General features: G+C 72.7%; 18 protein-coding genes. 6 read left to right on the top strand and 12 right to left on the bottom strand.

Going from position 1 to position 16481, the window contains the following annotated elements:
- On the top strand, positions 1-395 hold a 395-nt coding region (locus tag OO63_RS46460), incomplete at its 5' end, for a hypothetical protein (protein ID WP_211271479.1).
- 34 nt (positions 396-429) lie between these two features.
- Here OO63_RS46460 and OO63_RS40140 read toward each other — a convergent pair.
- Positions 430-1410, bottom strand: a complete 981-nt coding sequence (locus tag OO63_RS40140; protein ID WP_030362883.1) for a LysR family transcriptional regulator — start codon at positions 1408-1410, stop codon at positions 430-432.
- Positions 1411-1472: 62 nt separating this feature from the next.
- Here OO63_RS40140 and OO63_RS40135 point away from each other — a divergent pair, with 62 nt between their 5' ends.
- Positions 1473-2813, top strand: coding sequence for an MFS transporter (locus OO63_RS40135; protein ID WP_030362882.1), 1341 nt, complete (start codon positions 1473-1475; stop codon positions 2811-2813).
- Between the two features lie 179 nt (positions 2814-2992).
- Positions 2993-3970 (top strand): sigma-70 family RNA polymerase sigma factor, encoded by a 978-nt coding sequence (locus OO63_RS40130; RefSeq protein ID WP_030362881.1) that lies wholly within the window; start codon positions 2993-2995, stop codon positions 3968-3970.
- Here the strand turns inward: OO63_RS40130 and OO63_RS40125 are convergent.
- Positions 3881-4213, bottom strand: coding sequence for an STAS domain-containing protein (locus tag OO63_RS40125; RefSeq protein WP_030362880.1), 333 nt, complete (start codon positions 4211-4213; stop codon positions 3881-3883). The genes OO63_RS40130 and OO63_RS40125 overlap by 90 nt on opposite strands.
- Positions 4214-4440: 227 nt before the next feature.
- Entirely contained in the window at positions 4441-5202 is a 762-nt protein-coding gene (locus OO63_RS40120) for an alpha/beta hydrolase (protein WP_030362879.1), read from the bottom strand.
- Positions 5203-5305: 103 nt separating this feature from the next.
- Here OO63_RS40120 and OO63_RS40115 point away from each other — a divergent pair, with 103 nt between their 5' ends.
- Entirely contained in the window at positions 5306-6499 is a 1194-nt protein-coding gene (locus tag OO63_RS40115) for an adenosine deaminase (RefSeq protein ID WP_030362878.1), read from the top strand.
- 132 nt (positions 6500-6631) lie between these two features.
- Positions 6632-7171, top strand: a complete 540-nt coding sequence (locus OO63_RS40110) for a hypothetical protein (RefSeq protein WP_063750507.1) — start codon at positions 6632-6634, stop codon at positions 7169-7171.
- 102 nt (positions 7172-7273) lie between these two features.
- On the opposite strand, the gene OO63_RS40105 is transcribed toward OO63_RS40110, so the two are convergent.
- The 5 genes from OO63_RS40105 to afsQ1 all read right to left on the bottom strand — a co-directional run bounded on the left by OO63_RS40105 (position 7274) and on the right by afsQ1 (position 11115).
- Entirely contained in the window at positions 7274-7474 is a 201-nt protein-coding gene (locus OO63_RS40105) for a PspC domain-containing protein (protein WP_030362876.1), read from the bottom strand.
- Positions 7475-7577: 103 nt separating this feature from the next.
- Positions 7578-8126: a VanZ family protein gene (locus tag OO63_RS40100; RefSeq protein WP_051811747.1), complete on the bottom strand. Its 549-nt coding sequence runs from the start codon at positions 8124-8126 to the stop codon at positions 7578-7580.
- Positions 8127-8216: 90 nt separating this feature from the next.
- Positions 8217-8825, bottom strand: coding sequence for a hypothetical protein (locus tag OO63_RS40095; protein WP_030362874.1), 609 nt, complete (start codon positions 8823-8825; stop codon positions 8217-8219).
- The gene (locus OO63_RS40090; RefSeq protein WP_030362873.1) at positions 8822-10441 is read right to left on the bottom strand and encodes a sensor histidine kinase; all 1620 of its coding nucleotides are present in this window, start codon (positions 10439-10441) and stop codon (positions 8822-8824) included. The genes OO63_RS40095 and OO63_RS40090 overlap by 4 nt, the downstream gene beginning before the upstream one ends.
- Positions 10438-11115 carry a two-component system response regulator AfsQ1 gene (gene afsQ1 / locus OO63_RS40085; protein WP_033264947.1) on the bottom strand — a complete coding sequence of 226 codons (678 nt, stop codon included), beginning with the start codon at positions 11113-11115 and terminating at the stop codon, positions 10438-10440. The genes OO63_RS40090 and afsQ1 overlap by 4 nt, the downstream gene beginning before the upstream one ends.
- Before the next feature lie 201 nt (positions 11116-11316).
- On the opposite strand from afsQ1, the gene OO63_RS40080 reads away from it, so the two are divergent.
- Positions 11317-12093, top strand: coding sequence for a SigE family RNA polymerase sigma factor (locus OO63_RS40080; RefSeq protein WP_030362871.1), 777 nt, complete (start codon positions 11317-11319; stop codon positions 12091-12093).
- 346 nt (positions 12094-12439) lie between these two features.
- Here the strand turns inward: OO63_RS40080 and OO63_RS40075 are convergent, their stop codons facing one another.
- The 4 genes from OO63_RS40075 to OO63_RS40060 all read right to left on the bottom strand — a co-directional run.
- A complete protein-coding gene (locus OO63_RS40075; RefSeq protein WP_380833156.1) occupies positions 12440-13072 on the bottom strand; it encodes a uridine kinase family protein in 633 nt (210 codons plus the stop codon).
- Positions 13073-13282: 210 nt separating this feature from the next.
- The gene (locus tag OO63_RS40070) at positions 13283-14494 is read right to left on the bottom strand and encodes an alpha/beta hydrolase family protein (protein ID WP_030362869.1); all 1212 of its coding nucleotides are present in this window, start codon (positions 14492-14494) and stop codon (positions 13283-13285) included.
- Between the two features lie 128 nt (positions 14495-14622).
- Positions 14623-15315 (bottom strand): response regulator, encoded by a 693-nt coding sequence (locus OO63_RS40065; protein WP_030362868.1) that lies wholly within the window; start codon positions 15313-15315, stop codon positions 14623-14625.
- Positions 15312-16481: sensor histidine kinase (locus OO63_RS40060; protein WP_033264946.1), on the bottom strand; the 1170-nt coding region annotated here is incomplete at its 5' end. The genes OO63_RS40060 and OO63_RS40065, both read right to left, overlap by 4 nt.

Below are 16481 nucleotides of genomic sequence, written 5' to 3'. Positions count from 1 at the left end.
GGAGAAGGGCGAGCGGGGACGCTTCAGCCCGTCCGGCACTCGAGGACGAGCACGAGCAGGGCATCACAGCCCGTCCGACACTCAAGGACGAGCGCGAGCGCGGGAAATCAGCCCACCCGACACTCAAGGACGAGCGCGAGCAGGGCATTTCAGCCCGTCCGACACTCAAGGACGAGCGCGAGCGCGGGAAATCAGCCCACCCGACACTCAAGGACGAGCACGAGCAGGGCATTTCAGCCCGTCCGGCGTTTGAGGACGAGCGCGGAGCGCGATCGGCGGGGGCTGTCCCACCCGAGGGGGGCGTCTGCGTGAGTTCAGCCCGTCCGGCGGTTGAGGTCGAGGCGCGGAGCGCCGATCGGCGGGGGCTGTCCCACCTGGAGGGGGCGTCCGCGTGAGTCCCGTATGTCCGCACGGCGGCGTGCGCGTCCCTCAAGGCGAGACGCCAGCCGCTTCCGGGAGGAGCCGCCCCCTCCTGCTCAGCAGGAACTTCTTGAAGGCGGCCACCGGCGCCGTGTCGGGGTGGCCCTCCAGCCAGGCCACCCCGATCTCGCGGACGGCCCGCTGCCCGGTGACGGTGAGTTCGACGACGCCGGGCCGGGCCACGGCGGGGGGTGGGAGGAGGGCCACGCCGAGTCCGGCGGCGACCAACCCTCGTAGCGTCTCCGCTTCTTCACCCTCGAAGGCGACCCGGGGCCGGAACCCGGCCTCGGCACACAGATCGTCGGTGATGCGCCGCAGGCCGTACCCGGGTTCGAGGGTCACGAAGGCCTCGTCGGCGGCCTCGGCGAGGCGCACGCGCTTGCGGGAGGCGAGCCGGTGGTCGTCGGGAACGACCAGGCGCAGCCGCTGCTCGTCGAGGCGGCGGGCGACGAGGCCGGGCGCGTCCGGGACGGGGGAGGTCAGACACAGGTCGAGCTCCCCGGCGCGCAGCCGCTCCAGCATGGCCTCGCCGTAGTTCTGGACGAGGGAGAAGCGGACACGGGGGTGGTCCGCGCGGAAGGCGCGGATCAGGCCGGGGACGGTCTCCGAACCCATGGTGTGCAGGAAGCCGAACGCCACCTTGCCGGAGGCGGGGTCGGCGTCCGCGCGGACGGACTCGACCGCCTTGCCCACCTCCGCGAGGGCCCGCTCGGCGGAGGCGAGGAAGGTCCGCCCGGCGGGCGTCAGCGACACCGTACGACCGTGCCGGGCGAACAGGTCGACGCCCAGGTCCTGTTCGAGCCGCACCAGCGCACGCGACAGCGTGGACTGCGGCACCCCCAGCTCCCGCGCGGCCCGCGTGACGTGCTCGGTCCGGGCGACCCCGGCGAAGTACGCGAGCCGCGGAGCGAGCAGCCGCACGATGTGAGCTGTGTCCTCTGTGTCACTGTTCTGCGACAGGCGAGCGCCTGACCTCTGCTGATGCTGCATGGGAACGATTATGGCGATTCCATGCATTGGACGCATGAGAATCGTGGTCGTACGTTCGTGGCATGCCTCCTGCCAGTAGCGGGGCGACCGCCACCCACGCGGTCGCCCTCACCCCGTCGTCCCCTGCTTCGACTTCACCGTCCGCCACGCCGGCCCGGCCGGCCGAATCCACGAAATCCGCGCACGACCACGACACGCGCATGGCACCGGGAGGCCCGGGCTTTCGCCGCATGAGCTTCGCCCTTTTCCTGGCGGGCGTCGCCACCTTCGCGCTCCTGTACTCCACCCAGGCCCTGCTCCCGCTGATCTCCGCCGACCTCGGCGTGAGCGCGTCCACGGCGAGCTGGACGGTGTCGGCGGCGACCGGCGCGCTCGCCCTGTTCGTCCTTCCGCTGAGCGCCCTGTCGGAGCGGTTCGGGCGGCGCACGCTGATGACGGTCTCGCTGACGGTGGCCGTCGCCGTGGGCCTGCTGGTCCCGTTCGCGCCGAACATCGGCGCACTGATCGCGCTGCGCGCCGTGCAGGGCGCCGCGCTCGCCGGACTCCCGGCGTCCGCGATGGCCTACCTCGCGGAGGAGGTCCGCCCCAAGGCGCTGGTCGCCGCGATCGGCATGTTCGTCGCGGGCAACTCCATCGGCGGCATGAGCGGCCGCATCGTCACGGGCTGGGCCGCGCAGGCCTGGGGCTGGCGCTGGGCACTCGCCGTGGTCGGCCTGCTCGCGGTGCTCGGCGCGCTCGCCTTCCGCGCCCTCCTTCCCGCCCCGCGCCACTTCACGCCGGGCACACTCAGCCCCAAGTCGCTGGCCCGCACGGTCCGTTCGCACCTGTCGAACCCGCTCCTGTGCCGCCTGTACGCGATCGGCGCGCTGTTCATGACGGTCTTCGGCGCGGTCTACACGGTGATCGGATACCGCCTCACCGAGGGCCCGTTCTCGCTCCCGCAGGGCGTCATCGGCTCGATCTTCCTCGTCTACCTCGTCGGTACGGCGTCGTCGGCGGCGGCCGGGAAACTGGTGACGCGGCTCGGCAGGCGCGGCGCCCTGTACCTGGCCGTGAGCACCACCGCGGGCGGCCTGCTCCTGTCCCTGTCCACCTCGCTGGTCCTCGTCCTGCTCGGCCTGGTCCTGATCACGGCCGGCTTCTTCGCGGGCCACGCGGTCGCCTCCTCGTCGGTGAGCCGCACGGCCACCACGGGCCGCGCCCAGGCCTCCGCCCTGTACCAGTCCGCGTACTACGTGGGCTCCAGCCTCGGCGGCACCCTCGGCGCGATGGCCTTCCACGCGGGCGGCTGGGGCGGCACGGTCGGCCTCGGCATCCTCGCCGTCCTCGGCGTCGTGTCGATCACGCTGTACGGGAGCCGGGTGGCGCGCGTGGAGCGGGTGACGGCGGCCCGCACCGCCTGACGCCTCCCGCTCCTTACCGCAAAGAACCTCTGTGAACTGCCGTTTTCGCCGCTCCGCAGGCCATTGTCAGTGGGCTGCGGTAGCTTCCGAGGTGCTGGGACTTCCGTGGCCGCCACGACACGGGCGGACAAGCACACACGGACACACACGGGCACGCAGAGGCACAGGGGTGGGTTGGGATGAGTGACAGCGCGACGGTGGAGCTGGACGCGGGCCTGGAGAAGCACCGCACCGAGCTGACGGGGTACTGCTATCGCATGCTGGGCTCGGCCTTCGAGGCCGAGGACGCCGTGCAGGACACGATGGTCCGCGCCTGGCGCAGCTTCGACAAGTTCGAGGGCCGCTCCAGCCTCCGCTCCTGGCTGTACCGCATCGCGACGAACGTCTGCCTGGACATGCTGAACGCGGGCAACCGCCGCGCCCGCCCCATGGACCTCACCGCCTCCACCCCCCTCGCCCAGGCGGCCCTGACCCCCCGCGCGGACAACGTCTGGCTGGAGCCGATACCGGACGGCCGGGTCCTGCCCACCATCGGCGACCCCGCCGAGGCCGCCGTCGCCAAGGAGTCGGTGCGCCTCGCCTTCATCGCCGCCCTGCAGCAACTGCCCGCCAAGCAGCGGGCGGTGCTGATCCTGCGCGAGGTCCTGGCGTGGAAGGCGAGCGAGGTCGCCGAGCTGCTCGGCACGACGGTCGCGTCCGTCAACAGCGCCCTCCAGCGCGCCCGCGCCACCCTCGCCGAGCGCCCGGCCGACGACACGGCGACGTCCGACCCGCTGGACGACGAGCAGCAGAAGCTCCTCGACCGCTACGTCACCGCCTTCGAGGGCTATGACATGGCGGCCCTCACGGCGCTGCTTGCCGAGGACGCGATCATGACGATGCCCCCGTTCGACCTGTGGCTGCGCGGCCCACAGGACATCACGGGCTTCATGTCGACCATGGGCGCCCAGTGCGAGGGCTCCCGGCTGCTGCCCGTCGCGGTCAACGGCACCCCCGGATTCGCGCAGTACAAGCCCGACCCCGACAAGGGCGGGTACATGCCCTGGGCGATCCAGGTCATCGAGATCTCAGCGGGCCGCGTCGCCGGATTCCACTGCTTCCTCGACACCCAGCGGTGGTTCCCGCTCTTCGGGGTCCCCCTCCACCTCGACGCATAGCTCCGCGAGACCGACCAGCCGGAGCAGCGCCCACAGGGCCGGAGTGGGGCCGCGCAGCAGCAGCCCCACTCCCGCCCTGCGGGCGGCCAGTCTGAGCCGCGCCACCGCCTCCACGGTCACGAGGTCGGCGGTGGTCACCCCGCCGACGTCGCAGATCACCTCGGCGGCGCCGGACGCGAGCAGGACGGAGTGCAGGTCGGCGACGAGCCGCGGTATGTCGTCCTGGCGGACGGGCCCGCTCATGACCAGCAGGTTCGGCGAATGTGCTTGAGAGGCTGCCACGTTAGGGGGACCGCCCGCGCCCCCGGAACTCATCGGTAGGCCCCGGACTCATCGGCGACCCGGACTTTCCCGCGCCCGCTTCGGCGAAGTCCTCAGCCCGTCCGGCGTCCGAGGACGAGGCCGACGGCCGATCGGCGGAGGGCGGTCCCACCCGCACCGGACGCCCGCCCGGCGCAGTGCAACGTCCCTCAGCGCAGCGTCTTGCCGAACCCCGAAGCAAGCGGCATCCGTAACCCCAGAGGCGGCGGTGCGGCCAACGCGTCCTCGACCGGCCGGGCGAACCGCTCCCCGAACAGAACCCCCCGCACGAAATTGGCCGCCAACGCCCGCACCTCGGCGTGATGCTGACTCAGCCGATGCCCGTCCGAGTGCACCTCGAACCGACACACATCCCGATTCGCCTTCTTCGCCCGCTCGGCGAGCCGGAACGACAACTCAGGATCGGTCCGCTCGTCATTCGTGCCGTGCACGATCATCACCTGCCGCCCGACAAGCTGCTTCACCGGCTCGGGCGGCGCGGCCACATCGTCCTCGGGCAGCCAAGGAGCCAACGCCAGAACGGAGTTGACGGCGGTGTGCGCGGCGGCCCGCAGCGCGGCCCGCCCGCCCATGTCGACACCGACGAGACACACGGGCACATCGCCGTAGCGCCGCACGACCTCGTCGGCCGCCCACTCGGCGTCCCGCGCCAACTGCGCCTCCGCCCCGTTCCAGCCGCCGACCCGATAGTGCACGACGTGCGCGGCGAGCCCGTCGGCCTGCCCGGCCCGGGCGAGGTGCCGCCCGAGGGAACGTATCGCCGCGGCGGCGAAGGGGGACGGCTTGCGGGCGGACGTCTCGTGGCCACCCGGCAACAGCAGCGCCACCGCGCTCACCGTCGAGGGGCGCGCGGCCACCACACGCCCGAGCCTGGCCGTGCGCACGGGACGGGACGTCGCTTGCTGTGCCATGGCAGAACAGTGTCAGAAGTCATGGTGTATGCCACCTGTCCGCAGGGTCACTGTTACATATCGACCCGGTGAGTTCTACGCGCGTAGGAGTTAGAGTGCGGAAATGACGAGCCAGACCAGCAAGATCAGCGCAGCGAGCGACCGCCCGGGGAGCCCGGGACAGCCCGGCACCCCCGACTCGGAGCAGATCCGCCGCGCCCCGAAGGTCCTTCTCCACGACCACCTCGACGGCGGCCTGCGCCCCGGCACGATCGTCGAGCTGGCCCGCGCCAACGGGTACGAGGGACTCCCCGAGACCGACCCCGACAAGCTCGGCGTCTGGTTCCGCGAGGCGGCCGACTCCGGCTCCCTGGAGCGGTACTTGGAGACGTTTGCGCACACCTGCGCCGTCATGCAGACCAAGGAGGCGCTCAAGCGCGTCGCCGCCGAGTGCGCCGAGGACCTGGCCGAGGACGGCGTCGTCTACGCCGAGATCCGCTACGCCCCCGAGCAGCACCTGGAAGCGGGCCTGACCCTCGAAGAGGTCGTCGAGGCCGTGAACGAGGGCTTCCGCGAGGGCGAGCGCCGCGCCAAGGCGAACGGCCACCGCATCCGCGTCGGCGCGCTCCTCACCGCCATGCGGCACGCCGCCCGCGCCCTGGAGATCGCCGAGCTCGCCAACCGCTACCGCGACCTCGGAGTCGTCGGCTTCGACATCGCGGGCGCCGAGGCGGGCTTCCCTCCCACCCGCCACCTCGACGCCTTCGAGTACCTGAAGCGGGAGAACAACCACTTCACCATCCACGCCGGCGAGGCCTTCGGCCTGCCGTCGATCTGGCAGGCGCTCCAGTGGTGCGGCGCCGACCGCCTCGGCCACGGCGTGCGCATCATCGACGACATCAAGGTCGCCGACGACGGCACGGTCCAGCTCGGCCGCCTCGCCTCCTACGTCCGCGACAAGCGGATCCCGCTGGAGCTGTGCCCCAGCTCGAACCTGCAGACCGGCGCCGCGACCTCGTACGCCGAGCACCCCATCGGCCTGCTCCGCAAGCTGCACTTCCGGGCGACCGTCAACACGGACAACCGCCTGATGTCCGGCACCAGCATGAGCCGCGAGTTCGAGCACCTGGTCGGCACCTTCGGCTACACGCTCGACGACATGCAGTGGTTCACCGTCAATGCGATGAAGTCGGCGTTCATTCCTTTCGACGAACGCCTCGCCATGATCAGTGACGTCATCAAGCCCGGCTACGCCGAGCTGAAGTCCGAGTGGCTCTTCCGCCAGACGGTCTCGACCAGCGGGTCCGCCGACAGCTAAGCGGATTTTGTACGTCAACACGGCGGCCGGGGGCAGTAACTCCCGGCCGCTTTTGACTGTTTGCGGGCTGTACCAGCGGGTGCTTACCGTCGAGCCCCGCTCAACGCCCCCGTCATCAAGGACGCATTCAACATGAAGCAGTCTGCCGTCAAGACCCTCGGTGTCGCCGCCCTCGGTGCCGCCTTCGCCGCCACGGGCGCCGGTGCCGCGAGCGCCGCCGCCGGGCCGGACGCCGTGGGCGCCCTGGGCACGGTCGCCTCGACGCTGCCGCTGGAGGAGACCGCCCAGAGCCTGCCCGACGGGGCCCCCGAGGCCCTGGCCGCCGGCCACAGCGCCCTGCAGAGCGGCCTGAAGTCCGCCAAGCCCACCACCGACAAGCTCCTGCCGCTCGGCGGCGACGAGGGCGACGACCAGGGTGAGGACGGCGGCGCCGACCGCGCGCTGGCCACCAAGCCCGCCCCGAAGCCCGCCGACCCGGTCAAGGGCCTGCTCGGCGGCATCCCCGTCGCCCAGGGCCTCGGCACCAACGCCCTCCCCACCGACACGGTGACCGGCGCGCTGCCGACCAACGCCCTGCCCACCAACGCGCTGCCCACGGGCGCCCTGCCCACGAACGCGCTGCCCACCCAGGGCCTGCAGGGACTCCCGGTCCAGGGCCTGCCGCTCGGCTGACCCGAACCGCCCGGCACACGCACGACGGGGCGCACCCCTTTGGGGGTGCGCCCCGTCGCCGTACCGGAACGGGACCGTCGGCGCGGCGGACCGCGGCCGTCGTCACCAGGCCGTCTTCGCCTTGTTCTCGTTCGGGAGCACGATCCACATCGCGATGTAGAGCAGGAACTGCGGTCCGGGCAGCAGGCAGGAGAGCACGAACGCGACGCGCACGGTCGTGGCGGACCAGCCGAAGCGGCGGGCGATGGCAGCGCACACGCCGCCGATCATGCGGCCGTCGGTGGGGCGGGCAAGGGCGGACATGGGGGCTCCTCGTGGACCGTGGTCGGGTCGGGGGCGGGAGGCTTCGGCTTGTCGTCGCCTCGGTATACCCAAGGTAGGTCCACGAAACGGGCAAAGCGTCAGGCTATGGAGCGATGCCGACCCTGGGAATCTTCGGGGTCGCCCCCTGCGGGGTCTCCTCCCTGAGGCGGGCCGCACGGGGCCGCACGGAGGAACGGCGGCGGAGCCGGGCCCGCGCCGCGGGCACCACGGCGACATGGGCGAGCGCCACGCCCAGCGTGTTCAGGAGCAGCGAGTCCACGTCGACGACCTGCCCGGGCACCCCGGTCTGCAACAGCTCGATGCCGAGGGACAGCAGCGCGCCCGCCGCGACCGTACGGGCCAGAGAGGCGAGCCGCGAGACGTCGAGCCGCCCCCCGACCAGCGGAAGGAGCACCCCGAGCGGCGCGAGCAGGAGCAGCGCCCCGCCGATCTGCCGGGCCGCCTGCTCCGGGCCGCGCTCCAGGTCCGCCTTGATGCCGGCCAGCGGCTCCAGGTTCGCGGCGCTCACCCAGGGCACGTCCAGCGGGCGCAGCGTGATCCACGCGACGACCAGGAGATGCGCGGCGAGGAGAACCCCTCCCGCCGCGCGAAAGCGAATGGCGGCACCGCGCCCGCCCGAGCCTTGACGCACGCCCCCCAAGACGCCGGTGGCGGCGGGATCGGTTCCGCAGCCGCTCGGACTCCTGCGTACGAGGTCGGGAAGCCCGGGGCCCCGGGGCGCTCAGGAGTCCAGCGACTGCGACGGCGGCGACACCGTGCCGGGGCGGGCCCGCACGGCCTGTGTGCACTCGTACCGCTCCAGGCCGGTCCCCGCGGGTCCGCCGAGGACGACGGAGCCGTCGCCGTCCGACGCCGCGCTGTCCGCGTACGTGCACACGATCTGCGCGAGCGCGTGCGAGGACAGGCTCTGCGGGCGGGTGCTCAGCCGCAGCGCCTCGTCCGGGTCGCCCCGCTGCGGGCCCGTGACGGTCATGCCGCGGCGCACGTCCGTGGCGTACCCGGCCTGCTTGGCGGCCTGCGACGGTGGCACCGACAGCTCGTCGAGGAGCGCCTGCGCGATCCGCACCCGGTCCGTGGACGCCTTCTCGGTGGGGATCCGCACCGTCCGGTCGACGATCACCAGCTGCGACGCGCACACCAGGAAGATCTGCACGGGCACGCCGGTGGACTCGGCGCGCGAGGAGATGTCCGGGCCCGACGCCACGCACGGCACCCGCGAGGGCGCCGCACCGAAGTCGGTCGGCACCTCCGTGGAGCGGATGCCGCAGCCGGCCAGCGTGGCGGTGAGCACGGCGGTGGCAAGCGCGGCGCTCAGCCGTCGCCCGGTCATGTCGCTTCCTTGCCTTCCTCGGGGCGCCCTTCGCCCCGTTCCCCGTCGACGTCGGCGTCGGTGTCCGCCCCGGCCTCCTGGTCGGGACCGGGCTCCGCCGTCAGCGGCGAGGCGTCCCGCGGCAGCCGCAGCGTGAACACCGCGCCCCCTTCCGGCGAGTTGGCCGCGGTGATCTCGCCGCCGTGGATGTGCGCGTTCTCCAGCGCGATGGAGAGCCCGAGCCCGCTGCCCTCCGACCGAGGCCGGGACGCGCTGGCCTTGTAGAACCGGTCGAAGACGTGCGGCAGCACGTCCTCGGGGATGCCGGGACCCCCGTCGCGCACGGAGATCACCAGGCTGTCGCCGTCCAGGCGCACCGACACCTTCACCGGGGAGCCGCCGTGCTTGAGGGCGTTGCCGATGAGGTTGGCGAGGATCACGTCGAGGCGACGCGGGTCCAGACGGGCGTGGATGCCGCGCTCGGCGTCCAGGTCGACGGCGTCGAGCCAGGCGCGGGCGTCGATGCAGGCGGTGATCTGGTCGGCGAGGTCGACGTCGTCGAGGACCAGGCGGGCGGTGCCCGCGTCGAAGCGGGTGACCTCCATCAGGTTCTCGACCAGGTCGTTCAGGCGCCGGGTCTCGCTGACGACGAGGCGGACGGCGGGCTCGATCATGGGGTCGACGGAGCCGGTCTCGGCGTCCAGCTCCTCCTCCAGGACCTCCGTGACGGCGGTGATGGCGGTCAGCGGGGTGCGCAGCTCGTGCGACATGTCCGCCACGAAGCGGCGGCTCGCCTCGTCGCGGGCGCTCATGTCCGCGACCTTCTTCTCCAGGTTCTCCGCGGTGCGGTTGAACGTACGCGACAGATCCGCCAGCTCGTCCGTGCCCGACACCCGGAGCCGCGTGTCCAGCTTGCCCTCGCCGAGTCTGCGCGCGGCCACCCCCAGGCGGTGCACCGGTTTCAGGACGGTCGTCGCGGCGGCCTGCGCGAGCAGCGCCGAGCCGACGAGCGCGAGCGCCGTCGCGATGGCGAGGGACCAGCCGAGCGAGCTGAGGTCCTTGGCCTCCGGTTCCAGCGACTTGAGCATGTAGCCCGTCGGCCCGCCGCCGATCACCTTCGCCCCGCCCACCAGGTACGGCGTGCCGTGGTCCACCGTCCGCTGCCAGTACAGGTGGTACGGGCTCTTGTTGCCGGACGAGACCGACTGCTCCTTCTTGACCGCGTCCCGCAGCGACTTCGGCACCTTGGCGAGCGTGAAGGCGTCCAGGTCGGAGTAGCCGAACACCTGGTCGCCGCTGGCGTTCTCGCTGATCAGCAGCACGCTGTAGCGCTGGCTGCTGTTCGCCATCTGCCCGGCGGCGGCCTGCAGCTCGTCCTGCGTGGGGTTCAGCGGCAGCGCGCCCGCGCGGGTCTGCAACTGCTGCCGGAAGTCCTTCAGGGCGGCGTCCTGCGCGCGCGTCAGGACGGCCTCGCGGTTCAGCCAGTACGCGATGCCGGACGCGGACACGGCGGCCGTCAGCGCCACCAGCGCGAACACCACGACGAGGCGCAGCCGCAGACTGGTGAAGCGCAGGCCGGACAGGAACGCCTTGCGGGCCGCGGGCAGACCGCGGAGCTTGTCGTGCGGTTTGGTCACTGAGGCGTGTCCAGCCGGTATCCCACGCCGCGCACCGTACGGATCAGCGTCGGCGAGGACGGCACGTCCTCCACCTTCGCGCGCAGCCGCTGCACACAGGCGTCGACGAGCCGCGAGTCACCGAGGTAGTCGTGCTCCCACACCAGGCGGAGCAGCTGCTGGCGCGACAGCGCCTGCCCGGGCCTGCGGCTCAGCTCCAGGAGCAGCCGCAGCTCCGTCGGCGTCAGCTGCAGGTCCTCGCCGTTCTTCGTCACCGTCATCGCCGCGCGGTCGATCACCAGCGAACCGAACGTGGCCGCGTCGTTGGCCTCGCGCTCGCCGCGGCGCAGCACCGCGCGGATACGAGCGTCGAGCACCCGCCCCTGCACGGGTTTCACCACATAGTCGTCGGCACCGGACTCCAGGCCCACGACCACGTCGATGTCGTCGTTGCGCGCGGTCAGCAGGATGATCGGCAGCTGGTCGGTGCGCCGGATGCGACGGCACACCTCGAAGCCGTCGATGCCCGGCAGCATCACATCCAGCACGATCAGGTCCGGACGCTGCTCGCCGAGCAGCTTCAGACCGTCCTCGCCGGTGGCAGCGGTGGCCACCCGGTGGCCCTGGCGCGTCAGCGAAAGCTCCAGGGCCGTCCGGATGGCGTCGTCGTCCTCGATCAGCAACAGGGAAGGCACAAACGTCATTCTGTCCCATGGTGCGGGCCCAGTTCGACTGTTGGCGGGGGTCTCACACCGCACCCACACGAGTAAGGGGAGCCCTTTCGGTGCCACGAGGCCTGTTGCAGGCCTGTGACAGTCGGGGGACACCGCCATGAAGTGGGCCGGGCAGAGTTTTGGTCACACGGAAATCCCAGACTCCACGACGGGGGGCGCGAGATGAACACGCTGCACAGCACCAGCTCAAGCGCAGTTGTCACGCGTCTGCACGACGTCCACCGGAGTTCTGAGAAGCACGAGAAGTCCGGTGCCGTGAGCGGGCGGGGGTGCGCTCGCGGCACCGGGCGTCAGCACACCGCGTACATGACGGTGGTTGACGCACTCAAGGGCGGCGGTGACGGGGGAGCTCACGGGGGAGCCGCGTACAGGGAGGTCTCGGGGGAGCGGACGCAGACCCGGACGGGCAGCGAGGACGCCGAAGCGGCGTTCACCGCGTACGTCCAGGAGCGCCGCGCCTCCCTGTACGCCACCGCCTACCACCTGACCGGTGACCGGTTCGAGGCCGAGGACCTGCTGCAGAGCGCCCTCTTCTCCACGTACCGCGCCTGGGACAGGATCAGCGACAAGGCCGCCGTCGGCGGCTATCTGCGGCGCACGATGACGAACCTGCACATCAGCGCCTGGCGCCGCCGCAAGCTCAACGAGTACCCGACCGAGGAACTGCCGGAGACGGTGGGCGACACGGACGCGATGCGCGGCACCGAGCTGCGCGCCGTGCTGTGGCAGGCCCTGGCCCGGCTGCCCGAACTCCAGCGCACCATGCTGGTCCTTCGTTACTACGAGGGCCGCACGGACCCGGAGATCGCGGACATCCTCGACATCAGCGTGGGCACGGTGAAGTCCAGCATCTGGCGGTCGCTCCGCCGGCTGCGCGAGGACGAGGTCCTCAGCTTCGGCCGTGACCAGGAGGAGTCCTTCGGCGAACTGGTCGCCTGAGGACGGGGGGACACGGGGCCGTCGCTTCGGGGGAGGCGGCGGAAGCAGTAAAGGGGGACCCACCCGGGGGAATCTGGGGGGTGGTGGGAACCCACGGGGAAACAGGGGGGAACGGGGGTCCACGGGGGATACGGGGACCAACGGGGGAAACAGACAGCGGGACCGGAAGGCCGGGGGGTCTTTCCGGGCCCGCTGTTTTCCGTTGAAGTGCTGTGTGGGCTCAGACGGCCTGCCCAAGAGCGTTGAAGTGCTGTGTGGGCTCAGACGGCCCGCCCAAGGGGCGCGGGGAACTGCGCGACCAGCCACAGACAGCCCGCAGATTCGCACCGCACATCAAGCGAAACACTCATGCCGCGGCGCGAGCCTTCACGCGGCCCGCCGCCGCTGCCGCGAGGCGGCCGAGGGCCTCCTCCTTGCCGCAGGCGTGCGCGCCGAGCGCCGTCTGGCGGGCCACGATGGAGCGCTCCGCGCGCATCAGGCGCCAGCCGCGGCGCAGCAGGAACGGCACGGACTTGCGGCCCTCGCGCAGATCGCGCAGGAGGCGGCGCCGGAACGTCGTCGAGGGGCGGCCGCGCAGACAGATCGCGTCCGCGAGGACCCCCATCTCACGGCAGCGTTCCACGATGTCGGCGGCGAAGATGCCCTCCGCGATGAACAGCGGCGTGCGCTCGATGTCGAGGGCCTCCTCGCCGGTCCGCGCGCTCGTCGCGATGTCGTACACCGGGACCCGGGTGCGGCCGGTGCGGCACAGCTCGCCGATCGCGGCGAGGGCCACGTCGGCGTCCCAGGACAGCGGGGAGTCCCAGTCGATGTCCGAAGTGCCGGCGACCTGAGGCAGCGACGGGTCGGTGCCTTCCTTGTAGAAGTCGTCGAGGCACAGCACGGGCAGCCCCGTGCGGGACGCGAACGACGACTTGCCCGAGCCGGAGGGGCCGGCGAGCAGCACGACTCGGGTGGGTATCGGGGGATGGGAACCCAATGCTGTGAACCTTCTCACCAGTGGTCTCGCCGACGGGGCGGCCGTGACGGCCCCTCTCGGCCCTGCTGACCCCCGTGGTCCTGGTCGGCCCCGCCTCTGCAGGCATGGCTCCTCGGCGGTGGTCCGAGCCATTATCAACCGGTGTGCTCCGGGTGCCCAGACCCGGGGCGGCGGCAATGTGCGACCGCCCCGGACCGGCTTGCGGAAACGCTACTTCTGTGTGCCGGGGCGGGCGAGGTGATGGAAGGTGACCTCGGGGTTCGTGGCGCTCGGGCCGTTCAGGATCGGGTGTGGGCGGGCGCGCAGGTGCTGGTCGAAGAACGCTCCGACGTAGGCCCCCGTGATCGCCGCCGCGCGGCGGCCCGGCAGGCCGTCCGGAGTGTCCTCGCCCAGTTGCCCGGCCAGCGGTGCCAGGTCGGTGAAGGCGAAGTGGTCCGCGCCCGCCACCCGTAGCCAGCGCTTCCAGCCGTTGAGCTTGGTCCAGGCCGCCTCCCACTCCTTGTCCCGGCCGCTGTGGTCCGCCGCCGTCCCCATCAGCAGCATCGGACGGCCGGACAGGCCCGACGAGGGGCCGACGTCGACGAACGGCCCGTCCATGTTCACCGCGGCCCGCACCCGCGCGTCGCCCGCCGTGGCCGCCGCCGCGCCCGCGCCGCCGAGCGAGTGCCCGCCCATGCCGACGCGCTTCTTGTCGATCAGGCCCGCGTGCCGCCACACCGGCCGGGAGCCGGCCAACCGGTCCAGGACGAAGCGCAGGTCCTTGGCGCGGCCCTTCGCGGCGGACCCGACGGTGTCGCCGTCGACCCGTCCGCAGGCCGCGCACGGCAGGATGCCCCGGCCGGGGAACTCCACGCCGACGGCCTCGTAGGCGTGGTCGACGACCGCGACGACGTACCCCCGGCTCGTCAGCTCCTCGGCCAGGCCCGTGAGGGTGGTGCCGGGCACGGAGAAGCCGGGGGAGAGGACCAGCAGGGGGTACGAGCCGGGGGCGGGGCGCGCGCCGGCGCGGGTGTGGGTGCGGGTGCCGCTCAGGACCTCGGCGGGGACGCCCTCGATGCCCCGGTCCTCCAGGAAGAGCCGGGCACCTTCGACGCTCATGTACGGCACCGGGGTGCCGGTGCCGTTCCGCGCGGGGTAGTACAGCGACACCATCAGCTCCCGGTCGCCGGACCTCGGCACCCAGGGGTCGCGGCGGCTGTGGTCCGTCAGGTGCAGGGACGTGCGGCCGACGGCGCGGGGGCCGGTCGGCTTCGGCAGGCGCAGCTGCGGGCCCGGGGCCTCGGGGCGGGTGAACGCGGGGCCGGCGTTCGCGGTGTCGTCCCGGGTGGGGGCCGCTTGGGCGCCGGTGGCGAGGGCCGTGGCCCCGCCGGTGAGGGCGCAGGTGAGGAGGGCGGCGACGGCCCGGTGGCGGCGCGACTTCATGGCGGTGGGCTCCTTGTCTCACGGCCGCACCCGTTCGCTGCGGGCGGCCTCGGCGACTTCAACGTAGGAGCCGGGGGTGTGGGGGCGAGTCCCGCCGGGGAGCCAACTCCGGGCGTGGCTCCCGGGAGCTACCTCCCGGACAGGCCCGGGCCCCGCCCGCCGCCCGGTACGACGAGGCCGCTCTCGTACGCGAACACCGCGGCCTGGGTGCGGTCGCGCAGTTGGAGCTTGTGCAGGATGCGGCCCACGTGGGTCTTGACCGTCTCCTCGGCGACGGTGAGCGCGGCGGCGATCTCCGTGTTGGACAGGCCCTGCGCGATCCGGGCGAGCACCTCCGTCTCCCGGCCGGTCAGCCCCTCGACCCGGGCGCCGGAGGCCCGCACGGGCCCGGTGCCGATGCGGGCGAACTCCGCGATGAGGCGCCGGGTGAGGTCCGGCGAGAGCAGCGCGGCGCCGCCCGCCACGACGCGTACGGCCTCGGCGAGTTCGACGCCCGACGCGTCCTTGAGCAGGAAGCCCGCGGCGCCCGCGCGCAGCGCCTCGTACACGTACTCGTCGAGGTTGAAGGTGGTCAGGACCAGGACCTTCGGGTGGGTGTCGGGGTGCGCGGTGATGCGGCGGGTCGCGTCGATGCCGTCGACGCCGGGCATGCGGATGTCCATCACGATCACGTCGGGACGCAGGTCCGCCGCGAGGTCCACGGCCTCCGCCCCGTCCGCTGCCGTGCCGACGACCTCGATGTCCGGCTGGGCGCCGAGCAGGACCGAGAACGCGTCCCGGACCATCGCCTGGTCGTCGGCGATCACCACGCGGATCGTCATGCGGGGGAGTCCTTGTCGGGGGAGAGCGGTGGGGCGGTGTGGGTGGGGAGGGTCGCGGTCACTTCGTACCCGCCCTCCGGTGCGGGGCCCGCGGCGAAGTCGCCGCCGAGCATGGCGACGCGCTCCCGCATGCCCGTGAGGCCGTGGCCCGCGCCCGGCGAGGGCGGGGCGGCCCCGGTGGCCGGGCCGTTGGTGACGCGCAGGGTCAACGTGGTGTGACCGTAGCCGAGTTCCACGGCCGTGGCGGCGCCCGGGGCGTGGCGCAGGGTGTTGCTGAGCGCCTCCTGGACGATGCGGTACGCCGACAGCTCCACGCCCGGCGGGAGCGCGCGGCGGGTTCCCGTCACGCGCGCGGTCACCGGCAGGCCGGTGGCCCGCACCTGGGACAGGAGGGCGTCGAGCTGCTCCAGGGAAGGCTGCGGGGTGGTGTCGGCCGGGGCGTCGTCGGCGGACTCCGCGCGCAGCAGGCCCAGCAGGCGGCGCAGTTCGGCCAGGCCCTCCAGGGCGCCCGCGCGGATCGCCGCGAACTCCGTGACCAGTTCGCCCGGCGGGTCCGGGACGCGGTAGGGCGCCGCGTCGGCCTGGATGGAGATCAGCGACATGTGGTGGGCCACCACGTCGTGCAGCTCGCGGGCGATGCGGGCGCGCTCCTCCAGGACCGTGCGCCGCGCCCGCTCCGCCGCCGTCGCCTCGATCTGTTCGGCGAGGCGGGCACGGTCCTCGCGGCGACCCCTGCGGATCGCTCCCGCGAGGAGGGCGGTGGCGTACAGCGCGGTGCCGGTCGCGACCGTCGACCAGGATCCGACGCCCGCGCCGAGCAGCTTCAGGGCCGCTCCCAGAGCCGCGCTCAGGGCCGCCGCCGTCGCCGCCGGGAGCAGGGGGACGCGCAGGGCGAGCAGGAACAGGACGCCCGCGAGGACCAGCCAGGCCCACAACTCGTTGTCGTGTGTGGGCGGGTGGGCGATGCAGATCGCCGCGAAGCAGATGAGCGACAGCCAGTACGCGGAGGTCGGCCTGCGCAGGGCCAGGAGCAGGGTGGCCGCGTGGGCCACCGCCAGGAGGCGGGCCGTCAGGTCCGCGCCCGTCGCGGAGAGCGCTGTGGCCGCGAGGGCGATCAGGGTGTGCGGGAGGTAGCGGAGGGGGCGGGGCCAGGTGAGTGGGGGGAG

This window comes from Streptomyces alboflavus (assembly GCF_000716675.1).
GTDB lineage: Bacteria > Actinomycetota > Actinomycetes > Streptomycetales > Streptomycetaceae > Streptomyces > Streptomyces alboflavus.
The sequence above is the reverse complement of the archived record's forward strand: the minus strand, read 5'-3'. Positions and strand labels throughout refer to the sequence as shown.